The following is a 13,064-nucleotide window of genomic DNA, read 5'->3' on the forward strand; positions in this document are numbered from 1 at the left end:
AGATGCCGTTCCCCGACGTCAAGCTGGCCAACCGGCCGCTCCATTTCCTCTACCTCTGCGACTGCTCCGGCTCGATGGCGGCGTCGGGCAAGATGCAGGCCCTCAACCAGGCCATCCGCCAGTCGCTGCCGGGCATGGCGGCGGTGGCCCGGGACAACCCGGAGGCACGGGTGCTGGTGCGGGCCGTGCGCTTCGCCGACCATGCCGCCTGGCACATCGAGACCCCCACGCCGGTGGATCAGCTGGAGTGGCGCGATCTCCAGGCCGGTGGCATCACGGCCATGGGGGAGGCCCTGAAGCTGGTGGCGGCGGCCCTGCAGACCCCGCCGATGGAGGTGCGCGCCCTGCCACCGGTGCTGGTGCTGATCTCCGACGGCCAGCCCACCGATGACTTCGCCGCCGGCCTGGAAGCCCTGCTGCGGGTGCCCTGGGCCCAGAAGGCGGTGCGCCTGGCCATCGCCCTGGGCCACGATGCCGACCTGGAGGTGCTGCAGCGGTTCATCGGCACCGAACCGGCCACGGCGGGCCGCTCGCCCCGCCGCCCCCTGCAGGCCAGCAACGCCACCTCCCTGGCCCAGTACATCCAGTGGGCCTCCACGGCGGTGGTGGGGGCCGCCTCGATGCCGGCCAGCCGGGTGAGCGAAACGCCCCTGGAGCCTGCGGCGGGCAACATTCCCCTGCCGGATCTTCCCCCCACCGTGCTGGATCCCACCGACGACGTCGGTCCCCTGGTGTGGTGAACCGCTGGGCGGCGCCGATCGCTGCCAGCCGGGCCGGGGCCGCCCACCTCAGGGCCGGCCGCCCCTGTCAGGACGCCGCGCTCTGCCGCGAGCTGCGCGACGCCGAAGGCCAGCCCGTGATGCTGATGGCGGTGGCCGATGGCCACGGCGGGCGCCGCTACCGCCGCAGCGAGGTGGGCAGCCGCCTGGCCTGCGAGACGGCCCTGGCCGTGGTGGCTGACGCCCTGGCCGCCGCGCCCCCGGGGGACGGGGAAGGGGCCTGGAGTCGCTGGCTGGCCCACGACCTGCCCGAGGCGGTCCAGTGCCGCTGGCTGGAGGCGGTGCAGGACCACTGGCAGAGCGATCCCGGCGAAGGCGACTTCGAGCCCCTGCTTTACGGCAGCACCCTGGGCCTGGTGGTGATGACGACCCTCTGGTGGGGCCATACGGGCCTGGGCGACTGGGACCTGGTGCGGGTGGAGGCGGACGGGCGTGCCCGGCTGCTGCAGGAGGAGAACGAACCCACGGCCCTCGGCGAAGCCACCTGCAGCCTCTGCCAGCCCCAGGCGGCGTCCCTGTTCGCCCGCCGGGCGGCCCTGCATCCACTGGCGCCTGACCCGGGCGATTTCGCCCTGGTGCTCTGCACTGACGGCATCCGCAAGTCCTGCGCCACCGACAGCGATTTCCTCACCCTGGCGGCCTGGTTGGCCGGCAGCGGCGCCGAGGCGGCCGGTGTCCTGCCGGAGGCGCTGGATCGGATCAGCCGCGAGGGCAGCGGCGACGACGTGACCGTGGCCATTGGGCGCGCCGCAGCGCCTGGCGAGCCGCCGGTGCCGCTGCCCGCGCCTCCGGCCGCGGCGGAAACCCCTGTGGTGACGCCATCCCCTGCCCAGGCCGCCCAGGCGTCCCTTCCCCGTCCCCGTCCTCAGCGGCGGCGCCCGGCGATCGGCCGGGCCGTGGCCATCGGCCTGGCCCTGGCCGCCGCCGGTGCGGGCTGGCTGGCCCTGGTCTGGCCCCGAACCCAGCCCCCGCCGCAGGTGGCGGCGCCCACCTCCCCCGGGCTGCGGGCCGCCCTGGCCGAGGTGGAGCGCCTCTGCGGCCAGCCGGCCAGCCTTCCCCTGGAGCTGCGCCGCCGCCGCGACCTGTTCGTCGCCCTGCGCCAGGGCCGGCAGGATCCGGCCCGATTGAAAGCCGCGGCGGCCACGGATCCCCTGGCCGCCCTGATCGCGGCGGATCTGCCCGCTGCCGATCCAACGGAGGAAAAGCCTGCTGCGGCCAAACTGCCAGCGGCAAATCCCCGCCGCAACCTGCAGGCCCTCGGCGCCTGCCCGGCCCTGCTGGAGGCCCTCAGCCGGCAGTGGACCCTGTCCCCAGCCACCACCCCCTGACCGCCATGGCCCTGCGTCTGCTGCTCGATAGCGCCGATCCCCTGGAGTGGGAGCGCTGGCTGCCCAGCGGCCTCTTCCAGGGCGTCACCACCAACCCGACCCTGCTGCGGCGGGCCGGCCAGCCCTGCAACCTCGACCACCTGGGGTGGCTGGCTCAGCGCGCTGCTGCCCTGGGCTGCCGCGAGCTGCATCTGCAGACCTGGGGCGCGGATGGCGAGCAGCAGCTGGCCATCGGCCGGGCCCTGGCGGCCCTCGATCCCCAGCGGGTGCTGGTGAAAGTACCGATCACCCGGGGAGGGGCCGAGGTGGCGCGGCAGCTGATCGCCGAAGGGGTGCCCGTCACGTTCACCGCGTGCTACGAGGTGGCCCAGGTGCTGGTGGCCGCCGCCCTCGGCGCCGACGGCATCGCCGCCTACCTGGGCCGTATCGGCGATCTCGGCCGCGACGGCCACGGCGAGCTGATCGCCATGCAGCGGGCCCTCGACGGAGTGGGCTCCAGCACCCGCCTGCTGGTGGCCAGCCTGCGGCAGCCGGGAGATCTGGCCCGCCTGGCCGCTGCCGGTCTGGCCCACCACACGATCAGTCCGGCCATTGCCGATGCCCTGTTCGCCAGCCCGGACACCGCCGCGGCCGCCGAACAGTTCGAACGGGATTCCCTGGGCGGCTGAACCGCCCAGGGAACGCAGGACTCAGGCGGTCCCGCAGAAGGTGACGTCGGGGAACTTGAGCTTGGCCTCATCGAGGGATTTGCCGCGCCCTTCCTCCTGCCAGTAGTTGATCACCTCGGTGGCCTTGTTGAGGATCTCGACCCGCTCGTTGTCGGTGATCCAGCTTTTGGCTTCGAGCTCACCCTTGAGGGTTTCCCAGGCGTCTTCCCGGGGCCAGAAGAAGTAGGCGGTGAGGGGGCTGGGTCCGCCGCCGACGATCTGGTCCACCGCCAGGGCGACGTTGTCGGGCAGCCAGAGGATCTTCACCAGGAAGCGGCCTTCGTCGGCCTTGGGGGTGTAGCCGGAAGGCACCCCGTCCTCATCGATGGTGGCGGTGGCCAGGGCGGCGCTGCCGCCGCGCAGCACCGGACGACCCTCGGTGGTGTCGGCGGCGATGGCCGCGGGGACCGCGCTGACTGCAGCGACCTCGGCACTCTCAGGGGCTGTCACGGTTTCGGCGCTCAAGGAGAACTAGCAAACGATTAACTTACCAGCCGATTCGCAGCAACCCCCCTGGCCGCCCCCGCTGCCCCCCGCGCCGTTCTCCTGTTCGACATCGACGGCGTGATCAGGGATGTGAGCGGCAGCTACCGGCGCGCCATCGTCGAAACCGTGCAGCAGTTCAGCGGCTGGGCTCCGGAGCCTGCCGCCATCGACGCCCTCAAGGGCGAAGGCCGCTGGAACAACGACTGGCAGGCTTCGATGGAGCTGCTGCGCCGCCGCGGCCTGTCCCCCCTGCCCGCCTGGGAGGAGCTGGTGGCGGTGTTCAGCGACCACTACTTCGGTGGCGACCCGGAGGGGGATCCCGGCCTCTGGCGCGGCTTCATCGGCAGCGAGCCCCTGCTGGTGGATGGGCCGTTCTTTGCTTCTCTCAGCGAGCGGGGCTTCGCCTGGGGCTTCGTCAGTGGTGCCGAGCCCCCGTCCGCCCGCTTCGTGCTGGAGCAGCGGCTGGGCCTGGTGGCGCCGCCCCTGATCGCCATGGGCCAGGCCCCCGACAAGCCCGACCCCGCCGGCCTGCTGGACCTGGCGGCCCGCCTGGCGGGGGTGCCCCTGGGGGCCGGCGCCCCTCCCGTGGCCTACCTCGGTGACACCGTGGCCGATGTGGAGACGGTGCGCCGGGCCCGCAACCGGGTGCCCGGCCAGCGTTTCGAGGCTCTGGCGGTGGCGCCCCCCCATCTGCAGCAGGCCGGCCGGGAAGCCGAGCGGCAGGGGTATGAAGCGCAGCTGCGGCAGGCCGGGGCCGACCGCGTCCTGGCCTCCACCTGCCAGGTGCTCGAGTTGTTCAGCGCTCCATCGCCGCCGGCGCCTTGAGGGCGGCGGCCGTGAGCACCTCATGGCCGTGGTCGCTCACCGCCACGTCGTCCTCGATGCGGATGCCGATGCCCTTCCAGCGCTCCGCGATGGCCGGCTGGCCCTCGGGAACCGCCAGCCGGTCGCTCACATAGAGGCCGGGCTCCACGGTGAGCACCATGCCCGGCTCCAGGGCCACATGGTGTTCGCCCAGCCGGTAGGCGCCCACGTCGTGGACATCGAGGCCGAGCCAGTGGCCGGTGCGGTGCATGTACAGGTGGCGGTAGGCCCCCTGCTCGATCAGGCCATCCACCGCGCCGATCAGCAGGCCCAGCTCCACCAGCCCTTCCACCAGCACCCGCACGGCGGTGTCATGGACGCCTTCGGCGGTCTGGCCGGGGGCCACCGCCGCCACGGCCGCCTCCTGGGCGGCCAGCACCAGTTCGTAGAGGGCCCGCTGCTCGCCGCTGAAGCGCCCGTTGACCGGGAAAGTGCGGGTGATGTCGCCGTTGTAATAGTCGTCGAGGCTGCAGCCGGCATCGATCAGCAGCAGGTCGCCGTCCCGCAGCCGGCTGGCGTTGGCGGTGTAGTGCAGGACGCAGGCGTTGTCGCCCCCGGCCACGATGGATCCATAGGCAGGCCCGCGCGCTCCCTGCTCAAGAAAGTGCTGCTCGATCACGGCCTGCACCTGCCGTTCGCTGAGGCCGGGTCGCACCACCCGCCGGGCCAGTTCGTGGGCCTCGGCGGAGATGCGGGCGGCCTCCCGCAACCGGGCCAGTTCCTCGGGTTCCTTGCGCAGCCGCAGCTCGTGCAGCAGCGGGCAGGGGGCCACGAGCCCCAGGGCGGCCTTGCCGCTGCGGGGGGCCCGATCCAGCTGGCGCCCCCAGGCGGCCAGCACCAGGGGCTCCACCTGGGGGTGGCGGCCCACCCGGAAGGCGATCCCCTCGGCGCCGTCGAGATACTCCGCCAGCCGATCGGCCAGCTCGCTGCGGGGATGGGCCAGATCGGCGCCGAAGCTGGCGACGGCCCCCTCACAACCCCAGCGGAAGCCGTTCCACACCTCGGCGCCCGGATCCTTCGCCTCCACGAACAGCACGAAGGGGTTGTCGGGCCGGTGGGGCAGGAACAGGGCCACGGCACCGGGCTCATCGAAGCCGGTGAGGTACCAGAAGTCGCTGTTCTGGCGGAAACCGTGCTCCACGTCGGCGTGGTGGGTCACCAGCGCCGCCCCGGGGATCACCGCGGCCACACCGCCCAGCTGCTGCAGGAACCGCTGGCGCCGGCGGGCCAGCAGGGCGGGGTCGATCGGGGGGGTCGGCGGCATCGCTGCGAAGGGATGTACAGCGAGAAGATGGCACAGCCGATTAAATACACGTGATCCCCCCGAACCTGCGCGTGCCCTTTCTGTCTGACTTGATCACCCGCGGATGAACGATCTCCTGCTCCTGGTGCTGGCGGTGGTCGGGATGCTGATGGGGTCCTTCCTGTGTTCGGGGGTGGAGGCGGCCCTGCTCACGGTCAACCCGGTGAAGGTGCATGAACTGGCGAGCCGCACCCGGCCGGTGCCGGGCGCCCGGCGGCTGGAGGCCCTGCGTCAGCGCCTTGGCCGCACCCTGGCGGTGCTGGTGATCGCCAACAACATGTTCAACATCTTCGGCAGCCTCATGGTGGGCGGCTTCGCCAGCGTCGTCTTTGGCCGCTACGGCGTCAGCGGCCCGGCCCTGCCCCTGTTCTCGGTGGCCCTCACCGTGCTGGTGATCCTGTTGGGGGAGATCCTGCCCAAGGCGATCGGCAGCAAGCTGGCCCTGCCCGTGTCCCTGGCGGTCGCCCCCGGGCTTGGGCTGTTCACCAAGGTGATGCTGCCCCTGGTGCTGCTGCTGGAGCGGATCCTGCCAGCGATCACGGCCGAGAACGAGATCAGCACCGACGAGGAGGAGATCCGGCTGCTGGCCCGGCTCGGTTCCCAGAAGGGCCAGATTGAGGCTGACGAGGCCGCCATGATCGCCAAGGTGTTTCAGCTCAACGACCTCACCGCCCGGGATCTGATGCTGCCCCGGGTGTCGGCCCCCACCCTGGCGGGCCACATGAGCCTGGATGAGCAGCGCTCCACCCTGCTGCGCCACACCACCGCCTGGTGGGTGGTGCTGGGGGAGGAGGTGGACGAGGTGCTGGGTGTGGCCAGCCGCGAGCAGCTGCTCACCGCCCTGGTGGAGGGCCGGGGGGCCAGCCGGGCCGCCGATCTCTGCGAACCGGTGGAGTTCGTGCCGGAGATGATCCGGGCCGACCGGCTGCTCACCAGCTTCCGCCGCAATGGCTCCGGGGTGCGGGTGGTGGTGGATGAATTCGGCGGCTTCGTCGGGGTGATCGGCCCCGAGGCCGTGCTGGCGGTGCTGGCCGGCTGGTGGCGCCGGCCGGCCGCCGCCGCGGACAGCAGCTCGTGATGGTGGCGGCACCAGCTCCTCCTGCCGCCCCCCCTGCCGCCGAGCGCTGCCGGCAGCTGCTGGCCCGCTGGCGATCGGGACTGGTGTTGAGCGGCCGGGAGCAGGCCGCCCTGGCACCCGAACTGGCCAGCCTGGATCGCCAGCTGGATCGCCTGCATCGCCGCCGGCCGCGGGTGGCGGTGTTCGGCCGGGTGGGGGTGGGCAAGTCGAGCTTGCTCAATGCCCTGCTCGGGGAGGAGCATTTCGCCACCGATGTGGCCCACGGCTGCACCCGCCGCCAGCAGCAGCAGGCCTGGGGCCAGCCCTTGGCCGGCCTGGAGGGGGTCGACCTGGTGGACACCCCCGGCATCGACGAGATCGCCGCCGCCGCCCGCTCCCGCCTGGCGGCCCGGGTGGCTGTGGGTGCCGACCTGGTGCTGCTGGTGATCGACAGCGACCTGACCGTGATGGATGCCGAGGCCCTGGACGATCTGCTGGCCTCCGGCAAGCCCCTGCTGCTGGTGCTCAACCGCAGCGACTGCTGGCCGGAGGCCGAGCGCGACGCCCTGATCGCCAGCATCGGCCAGCGTCTGCCGCCGGGGGCCCGCAACCTCCGGCCCCTGGCCGTGGCGGCCGCCCCCCGAGCGGCCCGGCTGCGTGCCGACGGCCGGGTGCGCAGCGAGCCGGCTCCTCCTCGCGTGGAGCTGCTGCGCCGGGAGCTCACCGGCCTGCTGGAGCGCCACGGGGAGCTGCTGCTGGCCCTCAATGCCCTGCGGGCCGCCGACCGCTTCAGCCAGGCCCTGCACCGCTGCCGGCTGCGCCATGGCCGCCGCCAGGCCCAGGGCCTGATCGGCCGCTTCGCGGCCCTCAAGGCCACGGGGGTGGCGGCCAACCCCCTGCTGCTGCTCGATCTGGCCGGCGGTCTGGCCTGTGACAGCGCCCTGGTGATCCAGCTCTGCCAGCTCTACGGCCTGCCCATGACCCGCGGCGGTGCCCGCACCCTGCTGGCCCGCCTGGGCGGCCACAACGCCCTGCTGGGGGGCGCCCAGCTGGGCCTGCAGCTGCTGCTGGGCGGCCTGCGCCAGCTGCTGCTGCTGGCGGCGCCCCTGAGCGGTGGGCTGAGCCTGGCGCCGGCGGCCCCGGTGGCCCTGGCCCAGGCGGCGCTGGCGGTCCACACCACCCGGCGCACGGGCCGGCTGGCGGCCGCCGAGCTGCTGCGCAGCACCACCGCCGCCGGCCAGCCCGGGGCCCTGCTGCGCCGGCTGGTGCGGCAGGACCCGGAAACGCGCCGCTGGCTGAGCCAGTGGCAGCAGCAGGGGGGGGAGCGGACCGCTGGCGGCGGCCTGCAGCCGTGACGACCGCCGGCGCTGACACCCCGTTGACCCGTCTCGCCCTGTTCGGCACCAGCGCCGATCCCCCCACCCGGGGGCACCGGGCCTTGCTGGAGGGGTTGCTGGGCCTGTTCCCCCAGGTGGTCACCTGGGCCAGTGACAACCCCCTCAAGCAGCACGGCGCCCCCCTGGAGGTGCGCACCGCCCTGCTGGAGGCCCTGGTGGGCGCCATTGCCGACCCCCGCCTCAGCCTCGAGCCGCAGCTCAGCAGCCCCTGGGCGGTGGAGACCCTGGAGAGGGCGCGGGCGCGCTGGCCCCAGCGGGAGCTGGTGTTCGTGGTGGGCAGCGACCTGGCCGGCCAGATTCCCCGCTGGAAGCGGGCCGATGCGTTGCTGCGGAGCTGCCGGCTCGGCATTGCCCGGCGCGAGGGCTGGCCGCTGGAGACGGCGGATCTGGAGCAGCTCCGGGGCCTGGGCGCCACGCTCGACCTGCTGCCCCTGGCGATCCCCCCCAGCGCCAGCTCCCGGATCCGGGAGCGGCCCGACCCGGCCCAGGTACCGTCCGAACTCTGGCCCGTGCTGCTGCAGCACAATCTCTACGGCCTCTCTGAGCCCTGATGCGCCTCGCCCTGGCCCAGCTCAATCCCCTGGTGGGCGACCTGGAGGGCAATGGCCAGCGGATCCTGGCGGCCGCCGAGCGAGCCCGGGCCAATGGGGCCGACCTGCTGCTCACCCCCGAGCTGTCGCTGTGGGGTTACCCGCCGCGGGACCTGCTGCTGCGGCCTGCCCTGATCCAGCGCCAGGAGCGGGTGCTGGACACCCTGTCGGCGGCCTGCCCAGGCGGACTGGCCCTGCTGGTGGGGGTGGCCGAGCCGGCGGCGGGCCGGCGCCAGCCCGGCCTGTACAACGCCTTGGCCCTGGTGCAGCGGGGCGGCTGGCGCCATGTCTGCCGCAAGCGCCTGCTGCCCACCTACGACGTCTTCGATGAGCGCCGCTACTTCCTGCCCGGCGACGCCCCGGCGGTGCTGGAGCTGGAGGCCGGTGGCCGCCCCTGGCGGCTGGGCCTGAGCATCTGCGAGGACCTCTGGGTGGAGGAGAACCTGCGCAGCCGCTGGCCGGATGCGGTGGACCCGATCGCCGATCTGGTGCCGGGTCGGATCGACCTGCTGCTCAACCTCTCGGCCTCCCCCTTCGGCCGCGGCAAAGGGGAGGTGCGCCAGGCTCTGGCGGCCCGGGCGGCGGCCCGACTCGGGGCCCCGGTGGCCTACCTCAACCAGGTGGGCGGCAACGATGAGCTGGTCTTCGATGGGGCCAGCTTCGTGGTGGATGGATCGGGGCGGCCCCTGCTGCGGCTGGCCTGCGCTGCCGAGGACCTGGCCGTCTGGGACACCACCGTCGTGGCCACGACGTCCGCTCCGGCGCCGCCGGACCCCTGGGAGCAGCTGCTGCGCGTGCTGGTGCTGGGGGTGCGCGACTACGCCGCCAAGTGCGGCTTCCAGCGGGCTTTGCTGGGGCTGAGCGGCGGCATCGATTCGGCCCTGGTGGCGGTGATCGCCACCGCGGCCCTCGGTTCTGAGCGGGTGGAGGGGCTGCGGATGCCCTCCCCGTTCAGCTCGGCCGGCTCCTTGGACGACGCCGACGCCCTGGCCCGCCGGCTCGGCCTGCGCACCGCCACCCTGCCGATCGCGCCGCTGATGCAGTCCTTCGCCGTCGGCCTCACCCCCGAGCTGGGGGCGCCGCCGGCCGGGGTCACCGAGGAAAACCTTCAGTCCAGGATCCGGGGCACGCTGCTGATGGCGGTGGCCAATGAGAAGGGCGGGCTGCTGCTCTCCACCGGCAACAAGTCGGAGCTGGCGGTGGGCTATTGCACCCTCTACGGCGACATGAACGGTGGCCTGGCGGTGATCGGCGACCTCTACAAGACCACCATTTCCGGCCTCTGTGACTGGCTGGACGGGGAGGCCTCCGGCCCCTGCCGCGCCGCCCTCGGCCTGCCGCCCGATGGGGAACTGATCGGCGCGGCGATCCGCACCAAGCCCCCCAGCGCCGAGCTGCGCCCGGACCAACGCGACAGCGATTCCCTGCCCGACTACGCGGTGCTCGACCCCCTGCTCAAGGCCTGCATCGAGGAGATGCGCACGCCGGAGGAGCTGGTGGCCGAGGGGGCCGATCCGGCGCTGGTGGCCCGGGTGGCCGGGTTGCTGCGGCGGGCCGAGTTCAAGCGCCGCCAGGCGGCGCCGGTGCTCAAGGTGAGCGATCGGGCCTTCGGCAGCGGCTGGCGGATGCCCATCGCCTCGGCCTAGGGTTTGGCCACGATCGCCTTCGGGCGGCAATCCTTTTCGGCCCATGCCAGCTCCCGGCCCGGCACCCCTGGCGTCTCCGATGGCGAGCATCGGTGTGCCCATGGAAATCAAGCGCGACGAGCAGCGGGTGGCCCTCACCCCCGACGGCGTCCATGAGCTGGTGTCCCAGGGCATGGAGGTGCGCGTCCAGGAGGGGGCCGGCCTGGGGGCCGGCATCAGCGACGACGACTACCGCGCCTCCGGTGCCCGCCTGGTCAGCTGTGAGGAGGCCTGGGCCGCCCACCTGGTGGTGAAGGTGAAGGAACCACAGCCGCAGGAATTTGCCTTCCTGCGCAGCGACCTGGTGCTGTTCACCTACCTGCACCTGGCGGCCTACCCCGAGGTGGGCCAGGCCCTGCTGGAGGCGGGCACCACGGCGGTGGCCTACGAGACGGTGCAACTTGAGGACGGCAGCCTGCCGCTGCTGGCGCCGATGAGCGAGGTGGCCGGCCGGCTGGCGGCCCAGGTGGGGGCCCACCTGCTGGAGAAGCCCCACGGTGGGCGTGGCGTGTTGATCGGAGGCTGCACCGGGGTGCGGCCAGCCCGGGTGGTGGTGCTGGGGGCCGGCACGGTGGGCTGGAACGCGGCCCGCATCGCCGCGGCGATGGATGCGGAGGTGTTCCTGCTGGATCGCTCACCACACCGCCTGCGGGGGCTGGAAGCCGCCCGGCGCGGCCGGATGACGGGGCTGGTCAGCAGCCGCAGCCTGATCGAGCGGCTGGTGCCGGGGGCCGACCTGTTGATCGGCGCCGTGCTCCTGCCGGGCGGCCGTGCCCCCACCCTGGTGGGGGAGGAACTGGTGCAGCGCATGCGGCCCGGCTCGGTGATCGTCGATGTGGCCATCGACCAGGGGGGCTGCATCGCCACCAGCCGTGAGACCACCCACACCGATCCGGTGGTGACCATTCATGGCGTGCAGCACTACGCCGTGGGCAACATGCCCGGCGCCGTGCCCTTCACCTCCACCGAAGCCCTGGTGAGCGTCACGCTGCCCTACATCCTGGTGATGGCGGGGCGGGGCCTGCTGGAGGCGGTCACCGACCGGCCCGAACTGCTCTCCGGGCTGAACACCGTGGATGGGGCGGTGTGCCATCCCGGCGTGGCCAAGGCTCTTGGGGTGGCACCCCGCCATCCGATGGCCTGCCTGCGCTGAGTCGGCGGCAGGGCCTTCAGGCGGCGTTCTGGGTGCTGGTGTGGATCGCCTGAAAGATCATCGAGGCGGGCTGGCCGCTGAGGGGATCAACGGGTTCGCGCACGCCCTTGACGACCAGGTCGTGGCGCCGGAACAGCCGCATCCAGGATTCCATGGTGCGGAAGTACCAGGGAGCCGGCGCCCGGAAGGCCGGGGAGAAGCCTGCCCAGGAGCCCTCGCGCCATCCGTCTTCGTAGGGGTGTTCGGCGCAGACCAGCAGGGGGTGGAGGGTCTGCACCAGCACAGCCCCACCGGGTGTGAGCAGCTTCGGCAGGGCCTGGAACAGCTCGTCCAGACTGCCATCCCCCAGCAGGGAGAAGTTGGCCACCACCGCATCGAACTGTTCGTCCAGGCCGCCGGCGGCGATCTGCTGGTAGGTGAGTGTCTGGAAGCGGGCCCCGGGCGGGGCGCTTTTCGCGGCGATGCTGGTGAATTCGGCCACGGCATCGGTGCCGAGCACCTCGATTCCCTGGCGGGCGCACTGATGGCTTAACCAGCCTTCGCCGCAGCCCAGATCCAGCAGGGTGCGTGGGGCGGCAGCGGTGATCGCTGCCAGGATCGCCCCATTGGTCACCCGTTCGCGGCTGAGCACCTCACCGCGGCGGACGGCCCGGGTCCAGGCGGCGGCGTTGACGACCCAGGAGGCCAGGATCTGCTCCTCCAAGCCCGCTATCGGGGGCTTCTGGACCGAGGCTGGGGCAGCGTCGGTGTCATGGGGAAAAAACATGGGGGAGCCTTGACCAGGCCAATCTTAATTAGAGCTTAACAAACGGGTGAATGTTTGCTGAGGAAGTGCGGCCAGGCTGCCTCCCGTCAGCGACTTCAGGATCGCTGACGCGGAATGTAGTCAATACGGATCTGAATTGGGATCAGACGGGGTCAGGCCGCCGGCTCGACCAGCAGCCCGGTGAGGTCTTCGCTGCCGAACACCTGGCGGTAGGCGGCCGTGCTGGTGCAGAGGATCACCGGCACCGCCACCAGCAGTCCCACGAAGCAGGCCAGCAGGCCGAGCAGGGCGATGGCGAATTCCACCAGGGCCAGCAGCAGCACCGAGCCCCACTGGGGATCCAGCAGGGTGCGCCCCCGCGTGATCGATTCGATCGGTCCGAGCCCCTGGAGCAGGGCGATCTGGGCCATGAATTTCTGGTTCACCGCCAGGTAGATCAGCATGGCGAACGCCACCAGAAAGGGCAGCACGGCCAGCACCTGGTTGAGCTGGGCGGCGGCGACCCCCACCAGGGCCGCCACCACCAGGACCACGGCGAACAGGATCCCCAGCACCAGTCCGTTGCGGAACAATCGCCAGCTGGCCTGGCCATCCCAGCGGATGAAGGTGCGAAGGTCTGGCCTGCCCCCCGCCAGGGCGCTCCAGGCGCCCCGGACCAGGCCGGTGGTGCTCCACAGGCTCACCAGCACGCTGAGGATCGAGCCCAGCACCAGCCTGACCATCTGAAGCGTTGTGATGGCGTCGGCGGCTTCGGGGTCCACCTGGCCCTGGATCAGGGAACAGAGGCTGCTCAGGACCCCCGCCAGCAGGGTGAAACCGATGAACACCCAGGGGGCCCGGGCAAAGGCCTGCCACCCCTCCTTCACCGCCTCGATCACCTTGAGAGAGGACCCACCGGAGGGATCCTGCATCGGAGACACGGCCATCGAAGCTGGGGGGGGGGGGGGCG

13 protein-coding genes are annotated in these 13,064 nt (G+C 72.4%); 9 read left to right on the top strand and 4 right to left on the bottom strand.

Going from position 1 to position 13,064, the window contains the following annotated elements; translation table 11 throughout:
- Window positions 1–2: 2 nt before the first annotated feature.
- Genes KUG43_RS03790 through KUG43_RS03800 form a run of 3 tightly spaced genes read left to right on the top strand, consistent with a single transcriptional unit; the run spans window position 3 to window position 2,775 of the window.
- Window positions 3–740, top strand: coding sequence for a vWA domain-containing protein (locus KUG43_RS03790; RefSeq protein WP_216906220.1), 738 nt, complete (start codon window positions 3–5; stop codon window positions 738–740).
- Window positions 734–2,107 (top strand): protein phosphatase 2C domain-containing protein, encoded by a 1,374-nt coding sequence (locus KUG43_RS03795; RefSeq protein WP_216906223.1) that lies wholly within the window; start codon window positions 734–736, stop codon window positions 2,105–2,107. Before KUG43_RS03790 ends, KUG43_RS03795 begins: the two co-directional genes overlap by 7 nt.
- Before the next feature lie 5 nt (window positions 2,108–2,112).
- Window positions 2,113–2,775, top strand: coding sequence for a transaldolase family protein (locus KUG43_RS03800; protein WP_216906226.1), 663 nt, complete (start codon window positions 2,113–2,115; stop codon window positions 2,773–2,775).
- Between the two features lie 21 nt (window positions 2,776–2,796).
- On the opposite strand, the gene KUG43_RS03805 is transcribed toward KUG43_RS03800, so the two are convergent.
- Window positions 2,797–3,279, bottom strand: coding sequence for a 30S ribosomal protein PSRP-3 (locus tag KUG43_RS03805; RefSeq protein WP_216906229.1), 483 nt, complete (start codon window positions 3,277–3,279; stop codon window positions 2,797–2,799).
- A gap of 99 nt (window positions 3,280–3,378) precedes the next feature.
- Here KUG43_RS03805 and KUG43_RS03810 point away from each other — a divergent pair, with 99 nt between their 5' ends.
- Window positions 3,379–4,125 (top strand): HAD family hydrolase, encoded by a 747-nt coding sequence (locus KUG43_RS03810; RefSeq protein WP_502988573.1) that lies wholly within the window; start codon window positions 3,379–3,381, stop codon window positions 4,123–4,125.
- Here KUG43_RS03810 and KUG43_RS03815 read toward each other — a convergent pair.
- Entirely contained in the window at window positions 4,097–5,428 is a 1,332-nt protein-coding gene (locus tag KUG43_RS03815; protein ID WP_216906231.1) for an aminopeptidase P N-terminal domain-containing protein, read from the bottom strand. The genes KUG43_RS03810 and KUG43_RS03815 overlap by 29 nt on opposite strands.
- 103 nt (window positions 5,429–5,531) lie before the next feature.
- On the opposite strand from KUG43_RS03815, the gene KUG43_RS03820 reads away from it, so the two are divergent.
- Genes KUG43_RS03820 through ald form a run of 5 tightly spaced genes read left to right on the top strand, consistent with a single transcriptional unit; the run spans window position 5,532 to window position 11,349 of the window.
- Complete coding sequence (locus tag KUG43_RS03820; protein WP_216906243.1) at window positions 5,532–6,545, top strand: CNNM domain-containing protein; 1,014 nt, start codon at window positions 5,532–5,534, stop codon at window positions 6,543–6,545.
- Complete coding sequence (locus KUG43_RS03825; RefSeq protein WP_216906285.1) at window positions 6,545–7,879, top strand: DUF697 domain-containing protein; 1,335 nt, start codon at window positions 6,545–6,547, stop codon at window positions 7,877–7,879. The genes KUG43_RS03820 and KUG43_RS03825 overlap by 1 nt, the downstream gene beginning before the upstream one ends.
- A complete protein-coding gene (locus KUG43_RS03830) occupies window positions 7,876–8,472 on the top strand; it encodes a nicotinate-nucleotide adenylyltransferase (RefSeq protein WP_216906245.1) in 597 nt (198 codons plus the stop codon). Before KUG43_RS03825 ends, KUG43_RS03830 begins: the two co-directional genes overlap by 4 nt.
- Window positions 8,472–10,157, top strand: coding sequence for an NAD+ synthase (locus KUG43_RS03835; RefSeq protein ID WP_216906247.1), 1,686 nt, complete (start codon window positions 8,472–8,474; stop codon window positions 10,155–10,157). The genes KUG43_RS03830 and KUG43_RS03835 overlap by 1 nt, the downstream gene beginning before the upstream one ends.
- A 43-nt stretch (window positions 10,158–10,200) precedes the next feature.
- A complete protein-coding gene (gene ald, locus KUG43_RS03840) occupies window positions 10,201–11,349 on the top strand; it encodes an alanine dehydrogenase (protein ID WP_286194359.1) in 1,149 nt (382 codons plus the stop codon).
- Between the two features lie 16 nt (window positions 11,350–11,365).
- Here ald and KUG43_RS03845 read toward each other — a convergent pair whose 3' ends face one another.
- Entirely contained in the window at window positions 11,366–12,115 is a 750-nt protein-coding gene (locus KUG43_RS03845; RefSeq protein WP_216906249.1) for a class I SAM-dependent methyltransferase, read from the bottom strand.
- A 152-nt stretch (window positions 12,116–12,267) separates the two neighbouring features.
- On the bottom strand, window positions 12,268–13,064 hold a 797-nt coding region (locus tag KUG43_RS03850; RefSeq protein ID WP_216906251.1), incomplete at its 5' end, for a hypothetical protein.

The sequence above is a fragment of the Synechococcus sp. CCY 0621 genome (assembly GCF_019038465.1).
GTDB lineage: Bacteria > Cyanobacteriota > Cyanobacteriia > PCC-6307 > Cyanobiaceae > Cyanobium.